Origin of the sequence: Shewanella sp. SG44-2, assembly GCF_014164215.1 — a bacterium.
Taxonomy (GTDB): domain Bacteria; phylum Pseudomonadota; class Gammaproteobacteria; order Enterobacterales; family Shewanellaceae; genus Shewanella; species Shewanella frigidimarina.
In genome coordinates, this window is sequence record NZ_JACJEU010000022.1 from 53,189 (window position 1) to 70,268 (window position 17,080).

The 17,080-nt window shown below is 40.9% G+C and carries 17 protein-coding genes; 10 read left to right on the forward strand and 7 right to left on the reverse strand.

Annotated elements, in window-relative coordinates; translation table 11 throughout:
• Positions 1 to 243 precede the first annotated feature (243 nt).
• The 4 genes from hupB to H5181_RS15135 all read left to right on the forward strand — a co-directional run bounded on the left by hupB (position 244) and on the right by H5181_RS15135 (position 4,289).
• A complete protein-coding gene (gene hupB, locus H5181_RS15120) occupies positions 244 to 519 on the forward strand; it encodes a nucleoid-associated protein HU-beta (protein ID WP_011638043.1) in 276 nt (91 codons plus the stop codon).
• Positions 520 to 735: 216 nt separating this feature from the next.
• Positions 736 to 2,613: a SurA N-terminal domain-containing protein gene (locus H5181_RS15125; RefSeq protein WP_059745463.1), complete on the forward strand. Its 1,878-nt coding sequence runs from the start codon at positions 736 to 738 to the stop codon at positions 2,611 to 2,613.
• A 78-nt stretch (positions 2,614 to 2,691) separates the two neighbouring features.
• Positions 2,692 to 3,129 carry a pentapeptide repeat-containing protein gene (locus tag H5181_RS15130; protein ID WP_182751429.1) on the forward strand — a complete coding sequence of 146 codons (438 nt, stop codon included), beginning with the start codon at positions 2,692 to 2,694 and terminating at the stop codon, positions 3,127 to 3,129.
• Between the two features lie 254 nt (positions 3,130 to 3,383).
• Positions 3,384 to 4,289 (forward strand): GyrI-like domain-containing protein, encoded by a 906-nt coding sequence (locus H5181_RS15135; RefSeq protein WP_182751430.1) that lies wholly within the window; start codon positions 3,384 to 3,386, stop codon positions 4,287 to 4,289.
• Positions 4,290 to 4,568: 279 nt separating this feature from the next.
• On the opposite strand, the gene fabV is transcribed toward H5181_RS15135, so the two are convergent.
• The 7 genes from fabV to pspF all read right to left on the reverse strand — a co-directional run bounded on the left by fabV (position 4,569) and on the right by pspF (position 12,351).
• Positions 4,569 to 5,771, reverse strand: a complete 1,203-nt coding sequence (gene fabV / locus H5181_RS15140; RefSeq protein ID WP_182751431.1) for an enoyl-ACP reductase FabV — start codon at positions 5,769 to 5,771, stop codon at positions 4,569 to 4,571.
• 105 nt (positions 5,772 to 5,876) lie between these two features.
• Positions 5,877 to 6,662 (reverse strand): ATP-binding cassette domain-containing protein, encoded by a 786-nt coding sequence (locus tag H5181_RS15145; RefSeq protein ID WP_011638034.1) that lies wholly within the window; start codon positions 6,660 to 6,662, stop codon positions 5,877 to 5,879.
• Positions 6,643 to 7,650: an oligopeptide/dipeptide ABC transporter ATP-binding protein gene (locus tag H5181_RS15150; protein ID WP_011638033.1), complete on the reverse strand. Its 1,008-nt coding sequence runs from the start codon at positions 7,648 to 7,650 to the stop codon at positions 6,643 to 6,645. The genes H5181_RS15145 and H5181_RS15150 overlap by 20 nt, the downstream gene beginning before the upstream one ends.
• 3 nt (positions 7,651 to 7,653) lie before the next feature.
• Positions 7,654 to 8,544, reverse strand: a complete 891-nt coding sequence (locus H5181_RS15155; protein ID WP_011638032.1) for an ABC transporter permease subunit — start codon at positions 8,542 to 8,544, stop codon at positions 7,654 to 7,656.
• Positions 8,531 to 9,562 (reverse strand): ABC transporter permease subunit, encoded by a 1,032-nt coding sequence (locus H5181_RS15160; RefSeq protein WP_011638031.1) that lies wholly within the window; start codon positions 9,560 to 9,562, stop codon positions 8,531 to 8,533. The genes H5181_RS15155 and H5181_RS15160 overlap by 14 nt, the downstream gene beginning before the upstream one ends.
• Positions 9,563 to 11,188, reverse strand: coding sequence for an ABC transporter substrate-binding protein (locus H5181_RS15165; protein ID WP_011638030.1), 1,626 nt, complete (start codon positions 11,186 to 11,188; stop codon positions 9,563 to 9,565).
• 83 nt (positions 11,189 to 11,271) lie between these two features.
• Positions 11,272 to 12,351 carry a phage shock protein operon transcriptional activator gene (gene pspF, locus H5181_RS15170; protein ID WP_011638029.1) on the reverse strand — a complete coding sequence of 360 codons (1,080 nt, stop codon included), beginning with the start codon at positions 12,349 to 12,351 and terminating at the stop codon, positions 11,272 to 11,274.
• 192 nt (positions 12,352 to 12,543) lie between these two features.
• Here pspF and pspA point away from each other — a divergent pair, with 192 nt between their 5' ends.
• The 6 genes from pspA (at position 12,544) to H5181_RS15200 (ending at position 16,970) form a co-directional block, all read left to right on the forward strand.
• Positions 12,544 to 13,227, forward strand: a complete 684-nt coding sequence (gene pspA, locus H5181_RS15175; RefSeq protein ID WP_011638028.1) for a phage shock protein PspA — start codon at positions 12,544 to 12,546, stop codon at positions 13,225 to 13,227.
• A gap of 19 nt (positions 13,228 to 13,246) precedes the next feature.
• On the forward strand, positions 13,247 to 13,486 hold the full coding sequence (gene pspB / locus H5181_RS15180) for an envelope stress response membrane protein PspB (RefSeq protein ID WP_086019761.1): 240 nt from the start codon (positions 13,247 to 13,249) through the stop codon (positions 13,484 to 13,486).
• Positions 13,473 to 13,868, forward strand: a complete 396-nt coding sequence (pspC, locus tag H5181_RS15185; RefSeq protein ID WP_011638026.1) for an envelope stress response membrane protein PspC — start codon at positions 13,473 to 13,475, stop codon at positions 13,866 to 13,868. The genes pspB and pspC overlap by 14 nt, the downstream gene beginning before the upstream one ends.
• Before the next feature lie 53 nt (positions 13,869 to 13,921).
• The gene (locus H5181_RS15190) at positions 13,922 to 15,364 is read left to right on the forward strand and encodes a YcjX family protein (RefSeq protein ID WP_182751432.1); all 1,443 of its coding nucleotides are present in this window, start codon (positions 13,922 to 13,924) and stop codon (positions 15,362 to 15,364) included.
• Positions 15,365 to 15,399: 35 nt separating this feature from the next.
• Positions 15,400 to 16,491 carry a TIGR01620 family protein gene (locus H5181_RS15195; protein WP_182751433.1) on the forward strand — a complete coding sequence of 364 codons (1,092 nt, stop codon included), beginning with the start codon at positions 15,400 to 15,402 and terminating at the stop codon, positions 16,489 to 16,491.
• Between the two features lie 140 nt (positions 16,492 to 16,631).
• On the forward strand, positions 16,632 to 16,970 hold the full coding sequence (locus tag H5181_RS15200) for a helix-hairpin-helix domain-containing protein (RefSeq protein ID WP_123777849.1): 339 nt from the start codon (positions 16,632 to 16,634) through the stop codon (positions 16,968 to 16,970).
• Positions 16,971 to 17,080: the final 110 nt, after the last annotated feature.

Here is a 17,080-nt window from a genome sequence, read left to right on the forward strand (position 1 = left end):
GCTGTAGAGCATGAAAAAAATGAAAAAAGGGGCTTAACAAAACGCTGACCTGTGGTAGCCTAGGTTTGTGGATAGTCAGACGCACCAAGCCCTTGGGGCATCTGGCGTTGAGCAGTATCCAATTTCATTTTTTGGTTTTCGTACTAAGTTTGGTGTGTTATCAAGCTTATAAAATAAAGCCTCCGCAGACCGCTCTAAACATAGATTTGGTTGCGGCGCGACAATAACATTCAAGGGGATGACATGAACAAATCTGAACTAATCGAGAAAATCGCATCTGGTGCTGATATTTCTAAAGCTGCTGCAGGCCGCGCACTAGATTCTTTTATCGCTGCTGTGACAGAAGGTCTTAAAGATGGCGATAAGATTTCTCTAGTTGGTTTTGGTACATTTGAAGTACGTCAACGTGCTGAACGTACTGGCCGTAACCCACAAACGGGTAAAGAAATTAAAATTGCTGCTGCGAACATTCCAGCGTTCAAAGCTGGCAAAGCGCTAAAAGACGCTGTTAACTCGTAGTTAATAACGTGGCCTTTGTAAGGCATTCGTAATACAAGCACTGCTTAGGCGGTGCTTTTTACGAAAAGCAATATTGTTATGCAAGGCATAATACATATTGGGAGTATTGGGTCATACCCGTGGTAGCGTCTGATAACTCCATATAATTTACAATAAGGCGCATCCACAAGGTGATGCGCCTTTTTATTTTATTAATCGCAACAAGCGAGAATTCAGATGTTAGAAAAAATTCGTGAAGGATCACAGGGGATTGTTGCTAAAACAATTCTAGTACTTGTGATACTTTCTTTTGCTTTTGCCGGTGTGAGCAGTTATTTAGGCTCTAACACAGGTGTACCTGCTGCAGTTGTTAATGGTGACGAAATTGGCGCCAACGAACTTGAACAGGCTTTTCAAAATGAACGCTCGCGTATTGAGCAACAGCTAGGCGAAATGTTTACTGCATTAGCGGCTGACGACTCTTACATGAACGGAATTAAGCAAGGTGTATTGGACCGTTTAATTGCCGATAAACTCATCGACCAGGCAGCCAACAAATTGGGCCTACGTGTATCAGATGAGCAAATCAAGAAAGCGATTATCGAAGAGCCTGCATTTCAAACTGACGGTCAATTTGATAATGAACGCTACCTTGCGGTACTGCGTCAACTAGGTTATCAAACCACAAGCTTTAGAAACATGATGCGTGTAGATATGACTCGTCGTCAGTTATTAAACGCGCTTGTTGGTAGTGAGTTTGTTCTTGATGGCGAAGCTAAACAGCTTGCAGAAGTTCAAGGTCAAACCCGTGATATTCGCTACTTAGTCGTCGACTCAACACCGTTTTTATCAACAGTTTCAGTCGCAGACGAAGAAGCTCAAAGCTATTATGATGCTAATGTTTCGCAATACCTGAGTCCTGAAAAAGTCAGCCTTGAGTATGTTGAACTGAATGTTGCTGACATGGCTAAAAGCAGCGAAACCTCTGATGAAGAAGTGAAAACTTATTACCAAGAGAATAAAGCACAATATCAAACGGCTGAAAAACGCCTTGCTGCGCATATTTTTGTCGCCGCAACTGATGATGACAGTGCAGATAAAGCTAAAGCTGATGCCATTGAAACCAAGTTAACAGCGGGTGAAGATTTTGCTGAGGTAGCAAAAGCTGATTCTGATGATCAACTTAGTGCCCAACAGGGTGGTAAGTTAGATTGGTTTGAACAAGGTGTAATGGATCCTGCATTTGATGAAGCACTTTTTGGACTGCAAAAAGATCAAGTCTCGTCAATTGTGAAAAGTGAATTTGGTTACCACATTATAAAGCTGCTTGATTTACAAGCTAGCCAAGCAACCGCTTTTGAAAATGTTAAAGCGAAAATAGTTGCTCAGCTACAAGAAAAGAAAGCCTTAGATGTGTTTTATAGCTTACAAACTAAGTTAGCTGATACCAGTTATGAAATCCCTGATACTTTAGCTGAAACTGCGCAAGCAGTTAATGCAAAAGTACAATCAACGCAGTTATTCTCGCGTGATGACGTACCAGCTAAATTTAACAATCCTGAGTTTATCAAAGCTGCATTTTCTGACCAAGTGTTAGCAAGTGGTTTGAACAGCGATGTGATTGAACTTGCGCCAAACCATGTAGTGGTTATCCGCATGAAAAAGCATCAAACAGCTGGCGTCATGAGCTTTGATGAAGTCAAAGCAGGTATTGTTGAGCGTTTGAAGCAAGATAAAGCGAATGACGGTGCTCGCGACAAAGCTGCTGAATATATGGCTCAGTTAAAAGCGGGAAATGACACGCTAACAGGTGCTTCATTGACGACGTTAGCTAAATTAGGTCGCTTTAATCAGGATATTGACCAAGCTATCACCAACAAAGCCTTCAAGATTGCTGCTCCTGCTGAAAATAGTGTCACAATTGATACTGCAGCATTAGCGACGGGTTATGCGGTTATTGTTGTGGATAAAGTTAATAAAGCTGAAGGCATTAATGACAACCTAATCAATACGCTTAAACAGCGTATAGCACCTCAATACAGCGAAGCTGATTATCGTGCCGTGGTTGCCTCACTTAAAGCTGATGCTGAAATTGAGTATCCAGTTGCCGACTAATTAAGTTGTCACAACAGATAAATATAAAAAGACCTAGGCTCACGTCTAGGTCTTTTTGTTTATAAAGGAATATAAGTTATGAGTCATAAGGCAACTAGTGAATTGTTTGTGTTATCACACTACGGCGATGACTTGTTCGATTCGATAAAAGGCGTGGCATTACAGTTCAAACATATTACTTTTGAGCGCTGCCATTTTAACCAATGTGATTTTAGTCAAAGTGATTTCTATCATTGCCATTTTATTGAGTGTGTTTTTAGCCAATGTAATTTAAGTGTAATGTCAGTGGTTGCTACAGAGTTTGATGACGTTACTTTTAGCGACTGTAAAGCCATAGGTATTGATTGGACTAAAGCTCCGTGGCCACAGTTTATGACTCAAACCACGATTAAGTTTGAAAGAAGTTTGCTCGATGGCAGTAATTTTTATGCTCTGCATTTACCCGAGCTTTCACTTGTTGGTTGCCGCGCCCATGATGTCGACTTTAGAGAAGCCAATTTAGTCATACAAATTTAACTAAGGCGAATTTTACTGATGCGTTGAATTATCAAATCGATATTACTGCTAATAACGTTAAGCAAGCCAAATTCAGTCGGTTCGAAGCCTTAAGTTTACTAGAAGGTTTGGATATTCAATTAGTCGACTAGTGTACATTGCCACATTGTTAGCACAAAAATTGTGTTTTATTGCATGTCTACAAATCGTTAATTTACATTGGTTTAGTTATAATAAATAATCAATCGTAACAATTTAATCCAAAAGGAGAGGGCATGAGCCACAGACTTGATCAGGCATTTGAGCGTGCATTAGCCTATTTAGATCAACACTTAAATGAGCCTTTTGACCTACAAGTGTTGGCCGATATTGCCCACATCCCACGATGTCATTTCGACCCATTGTTTACAGCGCTGTACCATATGTCTATTGACGCTTACGTTGAACTGCTAAAAAGTCTAGAAGCTGCCCACTTATTAGGTTTTGGCAAGCAAGTTTCTCTGGCCACAATAGCGGCTAAATTGGCATATCGTAACGAGCAACACTTTATTGAATCGTTTACTCGCAGTATAGGTCAAAGCCCTGATTCTTTTCAGCAAGCGCCTGATTGGGGCAATTTCTTTGCTAAGCAACAACCGCTTAAATCCTTTCAAGCCGATGTTAGTCAGCAAAGTGAGCAATCTTATTCTGTTGATATTGTATCGTTTGATGCGCAGTCATTAGCGGTGATGGAACATCATGGTGATCCGGCTTTATTACCTCAAACTATTGCGCGATTTATTGAATGGCGTCGACAATTTGCTTTATCTCCTACAAATTGCAGAACCTTTAATCTGCTTTATTCAAGCCCGGAGTTATCTGCTAAAACTCAATATCGGATTGATATAGGTGTATCGTTAAATGCCGAGACACAAGCCTTAGTGTCTGAGTCGAGTCAGATTATGCTCAAATCAATCCCTCAGGGACGATGTGCGATGATTAAACACAGTGGTGATGATATTGGTCTTGAGGCGGCAATAGATTACCTGTATCGCGATTGGGTTAATGCAAATGATATTACTCTACGCAATTACCCGTTATTTTTAGAACGACTCGACATTAATGATAATGAGTTAGCGCAACATCAGCCAAGACAAGCATTACATCCACAACAGGTTCTCATTTATTTACCCGTTGTTTAACATAAGTTGTTAAGCCTTGATGAACTCATAGCTGGGTTACATATATTTGTATTATAAAATGATGTAGCTGAATTCAATCCGAAATACTTCAGTCCCGAATTCAGATAATAAGACGGTTTTTTTAGCACGGCTTAGCAATAACGGTATGTTAATTAGCTAAACTCGCCGCTTTTTTACAGACTTTACTGTTATAAATATGAATCTTCACAATGTATCGCTCATAAAAAAGCCATAATGCAGTGCATTATGGCTTTACGTTAACAGCTGTTGAAACTGAGCTTATAGCTCAATAACATCAAATGTCACATTAGGATCAACTTCTGCTTCGTAATCGATACCATCAATACCAAAACCGAATAGTTTTAAAAACTCTTCTTTATATTCGTTGTAATCGGTTAATTCGCTTAAGTTTTCAGTGGTCACTAGTGGCCATAAATCACGACAATGCTGCTGGATTTCTTCGCGAAGTTCCCAGTCATCAAGGCGTAAACGATTTTCGCTATCAACGGCTGGTGCTTGGCCATCAACACGGTATAGGCGTTCACTGAATAAGCGGTATATTTGTTCAATACAGCCTTCATGCAAGCCTTCTTGACGCATTTTCTTAAATACCATGGCGATATAAAGAGGCATTACTGGAATGGCTGAGCTCGCTTGTGTCACAACACTTTTTAACACTGCAACGTTAGCTGAGCCACCCGTAGCGGATAATTTGCTGTCAAGGGCATGAGCTGCACGGTCTAAATCCATTTTGGCTTTGCCTAAAGCGCCATGCCAATAAATAGGCCAAGTCAATTCGGTACCAATATAGCTATAAGCAACCGTTTTGCAATTGTCTGCTAATACGCCAGCTTCACTTAGCGCACTCATCCATAATTCCCAATCTTGACCACCCATTACCGTAACGGTATCGGCAATTTCTTGCTCAGTAGCGGGCTCTACCGAAGTGTCGATAATGGTATTTTTGTTGGTATCAACAGCCGTTGCAGTGTACGTTTGGCCAATTGGTTTAAGTGATGAACGGATAACTTCACCGGTGTCGGGCATTTTACGTACTGGAGAAGCCAGTGAGTAAACCACCATGTCGATTTGACCTAAATCTTGCTTGATAAGCTCAATAACTTGTTGCTTTGCTTGATGGCTGAAGGCATCGCAATTAATGCTTTTTGAATACAAGCCTTCTGCTTTAGCAAACTTATCAAATGCCGCAGTGTTGTACCAACCTGCTGTACCAGGTTTGGTTTCGGAGCTTGGTTTTTCGAAAAATACACCAATAGTGGCAGCGTCGCTACCAAATGCTGAGGTGATACGCGATGAAAGGCCATAGCCACTTGAAGAACCGACCACTAATACTTTTTTAGGCCCATTAGCAATTTTGCCTTTGGCTTTAATGAGTTCGATTTGTTCTTTTACGTTGGCTTCACAACCTACTGGATGAGTAGTGGTACAAATAAAGCCACGAATTTTAGGTTTAATAATCATATTTAAGCTTCTTCCTTTAACATTGGCTCTAGGATAAATAGTTCGACGGCCAAATGGCACTGATTTTTTCTAAAACGCCCTCAAAACCACAGTGGTTGGAGCAGTTTAGCGCTTTTGCATAAATTGACTTTGTTCTTGAATGAGTCGTTGGGTGTATTCATGTTGTGGTGAAGTAAATAAGGCCTCAGTAGTTGATTTCTCGACCATATGACCATTTTGCAACACCATAATTTTATCGCTAACATGGCGGATAATATTCAGATTATGTGATACAAAAATATACGATAACCCCATCTCTTTTTGCAGTTTTAATAGCAGATTAATAATCTGAGACCGGACAGATAAATCTAATGCTGTTAGTGCTTCATCTGCAATAATAATTTTAGGGTTAAGCATCAAGGCACGTGCAACAGCGACACGCTGTTTTTGGCCTTCGGAAATCATGTGCGGATAAAATTCAGCGTGTTCGGGTAATAAACCGACTTTTCTTAGAGTTTCAATCACCAATGTTTTTCGTTCAGTCGAACTCAATTGAGTATTAAAGCGTAATGGCTCTTTAAGCAAGTTACCAATCGATAAACGTGGATTAAGTGAAGTTGTAGGATCTTGGAAAATCATCCGGATTAACCGACAACGTTGTTTTAAATTACGCGTTTCTAAGGCTTCACCTTCAAAAAATATGTCGCCACCACTTCGTTGTTCAGCACCTACTAAAATGCGGGCTAGGGTACTTTTACCGGATCCCACAGAGCCCACAATAGCCAAGGTTTCACCGCGACCGAGTTCAAATGAAACCGGAGAGAGTGCCTGATAATATTGAGGTTTAAAATGCTTATAACCGGTTAAGTATTGTTTACTTAAATCGGTTACTTTAAGCAATGGCATCGTCATCTTCTTGCTCACTTTGGTAAGGGAAATGGCAGGCAAAATAGCGGTCTTTGATATGTTCAAGATTAGGCTGTTTTACACATTGGCGTTGAGCTTCTGGGCAACGTGGGCCAAGTCGACAACCGGCAGGTAAATGCTGCAACGACGGCGAAGAGCCTTGCAGTGTGGGTAAATTAGCTTTGTGGCGCATTTTTTCAGTATGATCGGGTAGGTTTTTTAATAACGCGCGAGTGTAAGGGTGATACGGCATTGCTACCATTTCGCTAACAGGCCCTGATTCCATAACCTGACCACTGTACAAAATCGTTAAGTTATCACACCAGTGCACCATGGTTTCTAATTCATGGCTAACCAATAAAATAGATACGTTTTGCAGTTGATTGAGTTGCGATAATAGTCTGAAAATTTGCGCTTGGGTGTTGAGCTCCATTGAGTTAGTTGGCTCATCGGCAATCAGCAGTTTAGGATGATTTGCCACAGCCATCGCAATCATCACTTTTTGACATTCGCCCTCAGACAACTCCCATGGATAGCATTTCATCAGCTGTTTTGGTTTTTTTATACCGACCTTGTGAAGCCATTTCTGCGCGTTTAAATAAGTTGCTTTTCCACGTCGCCAAAAAGGAATGTTTTTGTTGGGCACCATCGCTTCAATCAATTGACTGCCAATGGTTTTTACCGGGTCTAAACTGCCAGATGGGTCTTGGAAAATCATCGCCATTTCACTACCCATCAGGCAGCGTCGTTGCTTGGAACTCATTTCTAATAAGTTTTTTCCGTCCCACATCATACGGTCAGCAATAATATGCCAATTAGGACCTAGCACCCCTAGAATCGCTTTGGCCAATAAACTGCGCCCAGAACCTGATTCGCCAACAAGTCCATGGATTTCACCGGGATTGATAGTCAAACTGACTTTTTCGAGCACTTTTACTGTGCCCTCAGGTGTATCTAATTCAATGGTGAGATTACGAATATCGAGTAAAGGCATAGGTTAATTTCTTATCGGTGCTAGGGCTGAACGTAAACCATCGCCGACCAAGTTGACCGATAATACGGTAAACAAAATCGCGACACCTGGAATAGTAACGGTCCAAGGCGCAAGCAGTAAATTATCAAGCCCTTGTGCGACCATGGCGCCCCATTCTGGACTCGGTGCTTGAGCACCAAGGTTTAAAAAACCGAGTGCGGCAATATCGAGAATTGCTGCCGATATTGCCATAGTGACCTGAATAATCACCACATCCCATACGTTGGGCATAATGACATACCAAAAAACTTGCAACGAGTTGGCACCGTCTAATTTTGCCGCTGTAACATACTCTTTTTGCAGCTCTTCATGAACCGCTAGATGGATAGCTCGAACAAATTGTGGAACCATCGCAATCCCGACGCCCCAAAACACATTATTAAGCCCAGGCCCCATAACGGCGACGACCAGAATAGCCATTAATAACGATGGGATAGACAATAATGCATCGAGCAAGTGGCTTAACACACTCGACTTTATGCCGTGCATCATTCCTGAAAGAGAACCAATAACAAAGCCAAATATCAGCGATGCAGCAACAATTAATAATGACATGCCAAAGGTTAATTGTACGCCGTGTAAGATACGACTAAAAATGTCTCGTCCTAGATCGTCTGTTCCAAGGAAGTGTTCTACAGTACCTGCGGGATCCCATGATGGCGGTAAAAGTAATACTTGTTGGTCTTGCATCTCTGCTGAATAAGGCGCTATAAACGGGGCGAAAATAGTTAATATTAATAAAAAAATCACCGCCCATAGACCGATCACCGCAAATGGGTTCGCAGAAAATGTTTGCCACATTCGCCACATAGGCGAGGCTATATGGTCTTCTTGGTATATTTTAATTCGAGGCATACAATTCCTTTCTGCTCATTGGGTTGATTGCGGTATGCAGTAAATCAATCAATATGCTTAAGAAAATAATTAATAATGACACAGCTAAGATGCCCGCTTGAATAACAGTATAGTCACGCTGGTAAATGCCTGATACTAACCAACTGCCAACCCCAGGCCACGAAAATATCACTTCAACCACAATGCCATAGCTGGCGAATGATCCCAGCATTAAACCAATACTTTTTATTACCGGGATTAAGGCGTTGGGCAGTACATGACGAAGTAGTATTTTAGCCGTGTGTAAACCGCGAGCTTCAGCTGCACGAATATAAGTCTGATTCATCACATTTAAAATGGCTTGTCGAGTGATCCTTACCACCAATGTAAAAGGAAGCACTGCTAAAGTGACAGCCGGTAAAATTAAGTGTAATAAAGCATCATGAAATGCAGGAATACGGTAACTAGAATCGGATAATAAAGTGTCGACCAGCATGAAACCTGTCACAGGTTCAATTTCATAAAGTAAATTGATTTGACCTGAAATGGGCAGCCAGCCAAGATTCACCCCAAACCACATAGATAAGGTCAAGCCGAGCCAAAATACCGGAATAGAATAGCCTGTTAAGGTGATGGCTAAAATACTGCGTTGCAGTGCTTTGTTATTACCTAATGCGGCTAGCACGCCAATGGGCACACCAAAAAACACAGCTATAAAACCTGAAAACAATGATAATTCAAAAGACGCAGGTAGTACTGCTTCAAGCTCTTCTAGAACCTCTTGCTGCGAGTTACTGGAAATACCAAAGTTACCCGATAAGCGTTGGCGCAAGTAGGCAGTAAACTGCAGTAATTGGTTATCATGTAGTTGATAGTCTTGCTCTATTTGCTGTTGTTGTTCAAGCGTTGGATATTGAACCCCTGATAGTGAATACGCTTTACTGACAGGAAACTGTCCCGACGCCATAAAGAGTACGGCCACCATGACTAGAGATGTGGCCATAAACAGGGTTATGCGACTAAAAAGATAACGCCACATTTATTCAGTTCCCTCTATTGCTTGAGTTGTTTTGGCGAAGGAAATACCGCCATAAGGCCTAATTTGCATGGCGGTAATATTGCTTTTCTTCAACACCACTTTTTTGGCATGTGCGATTGTTACTAGCGGAACTTGATCGCTAATAATGGCTTCTGCTGATTGATAAAATGCTTTGCGTTCAGGTTGAGTCGATACACTCTGAGCTTGGGTTAGCAGGTGTTCAAAGTCTTTGTTGCACCAGCGAGAGCGATTATTGTTAGAGGCTAATGCAGCGCAGCTTAACAATGGAGTAAAAAAGTTATCTGGATCGCTATTATCCGCATTCCAACCAATCAACACTGAATCATAATTCGAACTGGCTAGCTTTTGGGTGAATACACTCCAATCATAGCTAATGATATTCAGTTTTACGCCAATACGGGCTAAATCGGCCTGAATGAGCTCCGCTGTTTTCAATGCACTCGGATTATAAATTCGTGCAACAGGCATGGCCCACACATTAATGGATAAGTTAGATACACCTGCTTGGTGCAGTAATACTTTGGCTTTTTCTGGGTTATATTCATTTGGAGATAAGTTTTTGCTGTAAGCCCAAGATGCCGGAGGTAAAACACCTGTCGCCTCCACAGCGGTATCGTTATATACCACGTCTAGAATATTGTTTTTATCAATAGCATGCGCAAGTGCTCGCCTTACACGAACATCATCTAATGGCGGTTTTTGAGTATTAAATGCCCAAAATGCTACGTTTAGTCCAGGTTTAGCATCGATAATAATATCTTTATGTTGGTCAAGTACTGCCAACTCACCAGCTTTGGGTAATGCAGACACGCTGCAGTCTCCGGTAATTAATTTAGCAATTCGTGCGGTGCTTCTTGGGGTGATATCAAATACTAATTGATCAATTTCAACCGTAGGGCCCCAATAGACAGGATTCTTTTTAAAGCGAATATATTCGTTTTTCACATACTGGCTGAGCTGAAAAGGTCCTGTGCCTACTGCGTAGTAATCGATATCTTCAGGAGTGCCTTGGGCTAACAGTTGATAACCATATTCTGCCGATAATACAACGGCAAAATCAGTAGCCAAATTAGATAAAAAAGAAGCGTCTTTTCGAGTTAAATGAAAGATAACCTGGTAGTCGTTTACTTTTTCAATGTAGCCAATTAAATCAGCAAAACCAATACTTTGAAAAAATGGATAACCGGTTCTGCTGACTAGATGATATGGATGTAGTGGATCAATAATACGATTAAATGAAAACAACACATCATCGGCATTAAAGTCTCTTGCGGGAGTAAAATGGCGAGTTTTATGAAAACTCACATGCTCACGTAAAGTAAAAACATAGCTTAAACCATCATCGGACACCTGCCATGATGTGGCCAATCCAGGTGTGATCTCGGCTTTTTCTTGGCTGTAATTAACGAGTCTACTGTAAATTTGATGTGAAGTGGCATCAATAGTGGTACCTGAAGTAACAAGTTGAGGGTTAAAGCTTTCAGGGTTACCTTCGCTGCAATACACAAGGCCAGAAGGCAATTGCACTTGTCCGCATGCAGCCAGCACGATACTGGAGAGACATAAAGACATCTGCTGATACCAGCGTTTTACTATAACAGGCATAGAGTGATCATTTTTTATCGACTTTGAGTGGGTATTTTAACAGTGTTCATTGCATTGGGGCAATGAGCATATCCTAGCTAGATTCAGCTCTTGTCGAGTAAGTTGTACTTTTTCAAAATACCTCGAAGCTGATGATAGCTTAAGCCTAACAAATCGGCGGTTTTTTTCTGATTATATTGGCCTTCAGCTAATGCTCGTTGCAATAATTCTATTTCACTGTTTTCGGTGTATTCTTTAAAATCAATCGGGAATTCGATGCTGTTAAGCACGACTGATGTTTCCGTTTTAACATTTAACTCAGTCGATTCAGTCACAGATGCTGGAGCGTGTTCAATTGGAGTTGATTGACGCTCACGGGTTTTGACACGATTTACAGGACGATAGGGTGATGCAAAAGGATCTAAAATAATATGATCAATTTCTTGGCCATCAGCTCCTTCACGGTAAACACTTCGCTCGACGACATTTTTTAATTCTCGGATATTTCCTGGCCAACTGTGCATCATTAATTGTTCTACTGCCAGCGGGCTAAAACCACTGAAATATTCCAGCGATAGTTGTCTTGCCATGCTAATCGCAAAATGTTCAGCTAGTGGCATAATGTCTTCGGTTCTATGTCTTAATGGTGGCAAGGTGATCACATCAAAGGCTAAACGATCGAGTAAATCAGCTCGAAATTCACCATTATCAGCCAAAGTAGGTAAATCTTCATTAGCAGCACAAATAAGTCGAACATCAGATTGAACCGTTTTACTGCCACCCACTCGCTCAAATTCACCATATTCGATAACACGTAATAGCTTTTCTTGGATCAACCCGGAAGTGTTGGCTAACTCATCTAAAAACAGTGTTCCACCATCGGCACGCTCAAAACGGCCTTCGTGTCGTCCTTTTGCACCCGTAAATGCACCTGACTCATGGCCAAAGAGTTCACTTTCGAGTAAGTTTTCACTTAATGAAGAACAATTGAGTTTAATAAAACTTTGATCCCAACGAGGGGATAAGTAATGAAGTCGTTCGGCAATTAATTCTTTACCCGTACCACGCTCACCAATAATGAGCACCGGCTTAGATAATGGCGCGACTTTAGACACATGTTCTAATACTTCAAGTAGTGCATTAGATTGGCCGATGAGATTGTCTTGCTGGAATTGTTTGCTCACAGTTAGCTTACTCGCAAAATTGTTAGTGAATTAGACTAATAATTGGTGAAAATCATAATAAATGGCTTGAGTGTTAAAAGAAAGCAAAAGTTAAATATTTGTTTAAGCCTATGATGTTGTTGCATTTGTAAATGTTGGCACGTAATGTGTAATACCAACTGCGACATCCACGTTAATTTTGAGGAACACATTATGGGAATTTTCTCTCGCTTCGCAGATATCGTTAATTCTAATATCAGCGCAATACTTGATAAAGCCGAAGATCCAGAAAAAATGGTCCGTCTTATCATTCAAGAAATGGAAGACACACTTGTTGAAGTACGTTCAACCTCCGCTAAAGTATTGGCAGAGAAAAAAGAATTACTTCGTCGGATTGCTCGTGTTCAAGAGCAAGTTCAAGATTGGCAGAATAAAGCTGAGTTAGCGTTATCCAAAGATCGTGAAGACTTAGCCAAAGCCGCGTTGAGTGAAAAGCAAAAAACAGTGGGTTTATTGCAAACACTTGAAATGGAACTGCAAGTTGTTGAAGAGCATGTAGCTCGTTTAAAAGATGAAATCGCTCAACTTCAAGAAAAATTGAATGATGCTCGTGCTCGTCAAAAAACCATCATAATGCGTAAGCAAACTGCCACTTCACGTTTAGAAGTCAAAAAGCAGCTTGATTCAAGCAAAATCGATGATGCAATGATGAAGTTTGAACAATACGAGCGCCGAGTTGAAGGACTTGAAGCACAAGTAGAATCATATGATTTAGGTAAAAAGAACGTTCTAGCTGACGAGTTTGCAGCATTAGAAGCAGAAGATTCTGTGAATGATGAATTAGCAGCATTAAAAGCAAAAATGAGTGCGAAAGCACAACCTAAATCTAAAGCGTAAATTTATTCAGAGGTGAGTTATGGATATGGATCTTCTTATTGCACCAATTATCATCTTTATGGTTGTTGTGGCACCTATCTGGTTGGTTCTTCATTATCGCAGTAAGCGACAAGTGAGCCAGGGGCTCACCGAGGAAGAATTTAACCAGCTTAATGGTCTCATTGCGAAAGCCGAAAAAATGAGCGGTCGCATTGAAACATTAGAAGCGATTCTAGATACTGAATCACCAGAATGGAGAGCGAAACATGGTCCCATCTAATGGTCGTACTCTATACCGCAACCCAAAAAATGGTAAAGTGGCTGGGGTGTGTTCAGGTATAGCAGATTACTTTAACTTTGAAACATGGCTAGTGCGAGTCATTGCTGTGTCGATATTCTTACTCGGTGGAACAGGGATTGTGTTTGTTGTTTATATTGCCTTATGGATGATATTAGACATCAAACCACAAAACTTAGACAACAAAGAACATCACAAAGATATTGAAATTAAAAAGAAAATTTGGCAAGCAGGTGAACCTGCAAAGCAAGCGTTGTTTGATGTTAATCGTCAATTTAACGGATTAGAACTCCGTTTAAGACGACTCGAAGAACATGTCACCTCAGACAACTTTGATCTTAAACGCCAAATCAATAGTCTTTAATCCTTCTAATGGGCGGTTATCCGCCCGTGTTTTTTGGGGAGCCATCAGCCATCATGAGATTTTTAGATCGTTCCTTGTTTAAAGTCAGCCAAACGGCTCAGTCTATTGTTAACCGCAGTACCGATCGTCATGTTAGATTAGCCGTCACAGGGTTATCTGGTGCAGGTAAAACCGCTTTTATTAGTGGCTTAGTAAACCAGTTATTGCATGCTGGCAAAGGTGCCAAGCACAATCCTTTACCATTATGGCAAGTGGCTCGCGAAGGTCGACTAATTGCTGTCAACCGCGCCATGCAACCCGATTTAGACATTGCCAGTTTTGATTATCAAGGCGCAATGAATGCATTATGTTCGTCACCTCCGTATTGGCCTGCTTCAACCAAAAACATTACCGAATTACGTTTAGCCATTAAGTATCAGCCTCAACAAGGTTTGTTAGCAAAGCTAACTGATACCGCAACCTTGTATGTGGATATTGTTGATTATCCAGGTGAGTGGTTACTTGATTTACCTATGCTTAAACAAGATTTTACTCAATGGTGTTTATCACAACAGGTTAATGTGACATGTTTACGTCATTCCCCCTTATTTAGCGCATTTACCCAAGCGGTAGAGACGTTAGAGTTAAGCCAATTAGCTGATGAGCAGCAACTTAAGTACATTGCTGATTTGTACCAAACTTTATTGGTCGACTTGGTTAGACAACAGGGATTTTATCACGCTCAACCAGGGCGTATGTTGTTACCGGGCGAATACGAAAATACCCCGTTATTGACATTTTTCCCATTGCTTACCTTAAGCCCAATTCAGCATTCAGAGTTATCAGCAAGTCCAAGCGATTCAAATTATCATGTCCTTAAGCGCCGTTATGAACAGTACGTATCACAAGTTGTTAAGCCATTTTACCGCGACTACTTTTCTCGATTTGATCGCCAACTAGTGTTGGTTGACTGTTTAAATGCACTTAATCATGGTCAGGCACAGTTTAATGATATGGGGCGCGCATTAAACAGCATTATGGAAAGTTTTCAGTTTGGCCAGTCGAGCTTAATTAGGCGATTATTTTCACCGCGGATAGACAAAGTGCTTTTTGCTGCCAGCCAAGTAGACAGAGTGACCCGTGATCAGCAAAGCCATGTGCTTAGTTTGTTAACCGCAATGCTGCAACAAAGCCAGCATTATGCCAACTTTGATGGCAGTGAAGTTGAAACCATGGCGATAAGTGCGATTAAGGCTACTCAACACGGGATGGTTAATATAGAGGGTGTTCAACAAGAAGTGGTAAAAGGCACTGGGCTTGATGGTAAGCAAGTCACCGTATACCCAGGAGATGTGCCCACATCATTACCCGATGCAGAGTTTTGGCAACAACAAGGGTTTAGCTTTAGTGCTTTCCTACCGCCCAATTTGAGCCATATCCATGATAATAATCCGCAATTCGAACACATTCGTCTCGACCATCTCTTGGAGTTTCTATTAGGCGATAAATTGTCTTAATGGTTTTATTTTGAGAATAAATGTGAGCATTAGTTATGAATGAACCTACACGTAATTCGCCGATAAAAAAATCGCAAATATTTACCGAGTCAGATCTTATTGTGACAGATGAGAACCCATCGGCTGAACAAGCAATTAAGCCGACTAAATCATTTGAAGAAATTGACTTTATTTGTGAGCAATCGCTATCAGAATTGCCAGCAGCAATGGACGACAGCATTAAACCTGCAAAGGCTAAGCGTTGGTCGTTATTGGCTACACTATCGGTAATTGGTTTGGTGTTATTGGTTATCGTACAAACCGTGATGGGGTTACTTGACTCTTTTCAACAAAGTCCGTGGTTATTTGGTTTTTATGCCTCTGTGTTATCCATTGTTAGCTTATGGGCCACAGTCATTACGGTTAAAGAATGGCGTAAGTTAGTTAATCTTAGAAAAGTCAGTGATCATCAAAGCACAGCTGAGCGATTATCCCAAAGCATGCAAATGGGTGAGGCCAAAACGTTTTTGGCGCCAATATTAGCCAAATACCCAAATAACCAGGCTAAACAGCAGTATTTACAAGCCTGTAGCCATGAACATAATGATGCAGAAATCGTGTTGTTATTTGAAGATATTGTGTTATCCGAGCGCGATTTACTGGCTAAGAAACGCGTTAACCGCTTTGCTGCTGAGTCGGCATTATTATTAGCAGCAAGCCCATTAGCTGCACTGGATATGGCGATTATCTTGTGGCGAAATCAAAAAATGATTAATGAAGTCGCTGCCATTTATGCCGTGGAGTTGGGTTACTGGAGCCGCATAAAACTGATTCGTAGTATTGTGACGAATATTATTTATGCTGGCAGTACCGAGGTGATTACCGATTTAGGTACCCAATTATTATCAGTAGAAATGACCGGCAAGGTGTCTGCTCGAATTGCACAAGGGCTTGGCGGTGGTTTACTTACTGCAAGGTTAGGTTATCAAGCCATGAGCTTGTGTCGGCCGATCGCATTTAACAAACACAACAAGCCTAAATTATCCCACGTTCATCAACATTTACTCGGTGAATTAAAGCAGTTTACTTCGTCAATGATGTCTAAAAGCAAACCGAAACAAAGTCAGACTGTTGATAGTAGCGAATAAAATAGTGTTTTTTTTGTACAATTCGATTTTGTTGACTACAGTTAACCTCCGATTCGGAAATCGTATAGCGTTCTGAATCTTTCGAGCTTGGTAATGGAGCAGGATGCATACCAGCAAACTAAGGAAGAAAGGAGATTTTCATGAAGTTATCATTGACATTAACTGCATTAATTACGTGTTTATGTTGTTTACTCAGCAGTAATTCTTTTGCTGCAGAAGCGGCAAAAGCAATGGCAGAGCCTACAAAGAAAGTCACAAAATCGATTGAGAAAAAGTCAACGGCTATGCAAAAGGTCAATATCAATAAAGCCAGCGCTGAGGAATTACAAGCACTGAAAGGTATTGGGCAAGCCAAAGCAAAAGCGATTGTTGACTATCGAACCAAAAACGGCAAATTTACCGATCTGAAACAGTTAACCATGGTGACAGGAATTGGTGAAAAGTTAGTTAGCCAGAATACCGAGAATATGAGCTTCTAACTGAGACGCTTATTAATACAAAAACGGAAGCTATTGCTTCCGTTTTTTATTTCAGCGAGCCCAAATACAGGTTAACTAATACAGGTTAACTAATACAGGTTAACTAATAC

Bases quoted from the DNA above. Each gene is read 5' to 3' on its own strand.
- fabV (WP_182751431.1), bottom strand. From the start codon at position 5,771: ATGATTATTAAACCTAAAATTCGTGGCTTTATTTGTACCACTACTCAT.
- H5181_RS15160 (WP_011638031.1), bottom strand. From the start codon at position 9,562: ATGTGGCGTTATCTTTTTAGTCGCATAACCCTGTTTATGGCCACATCT.
- H5181_RS15155 (WP_011638032.1), bottom strand. From the start codon at position 8,544: ATGCCTCGAATTAAAATATACCAAGAAGACCATATAGCCTCGCCTATG.
- hupB (WP_011638043.1), top strand. From the start codon at position 244: ATGAACAAATCTGAACTAATCGAGAAAATCGCATCTGGTGCTGATATT.
- H5181_RS15190 (WP_182751432.1), top strand. From the start codon at position 13,922: ATGAGATTTTTAGATCGTTCCTTGTTTAAAGTCAGCCAAACGGCTCAG.
- H5181_RS15135 (WP_182751430.1), top strand. From the start codon at position 3,384: ATGAGCCACAGACTTGATCAGGCATTTGAGCGTGCATTAGCCTATTTA.
- pspC (WP_011638026.1), top strand. From the start codon at position 13,473: ATGGTCCCATCTAATGGTCGTACTCTATACCGCAACCCAAAAAATGGT.
- pspB (WP_086019761.1), top strand. From the start codon at position 13,247: ATGGATATGGATCTTCTTATTGCACCAATTATCATCTTTATGGTTGTT.
- H5181_RS15195 (WP_182751433.1), top strand. From the start codon at position 15,400: ATGAATGAACCTACACGTAATTCGCCGATAAAAAAATCGCAAATATTT.
- H5181_RS15165 (WP_011638030.1), bottom strand. From the start codon at position 11,188: ATGCCTGTTATAGTAAAACGCTGGTATCAGCAGATGTCTTTATGTCTC.
- H5181_RS15145 (WP_011638034.1), bottom strand. From the start codon at position 6,662: ATGACGATGCCATTGCTTAAAGTAACCGATTTAAGTAAACAATACTTA.
- H5181_RS15200 (WP_123777849.1), top strand. From the start codon at position 16,632: ATGAAGTTATCATTGACATTAACTGCATTAATTACGTGTTTATGTTGT.
- pspA (WP_011638028.1), top strand. From the start codon at position 12,544: ATGGGAATTTTCTCTCGCTTCGCAGATATCGTTAATTCTAATATCAGC.
- H5181_RS15130 (WP_182751429.1), top strand. From the start codon at position 2,692: ATGAGTCATAAGGCAACTAGTGAATTGTTTGTGTTATCACACTACGGC.
- H5181_RS15125 (WP_059745463.1), top strand. From the start codon at position 736: ATGTTAGAAAAAATTCGTGAAGGATCACAGGGGATTGTTGCTAAAACA.
- H5181_RS15150 (WP_011638033.1), bottom strand. From the start codon at position 7,650: ATGCCTTTACTCGATATTCGTAATCTCACCATTGAATTAGATACACCT.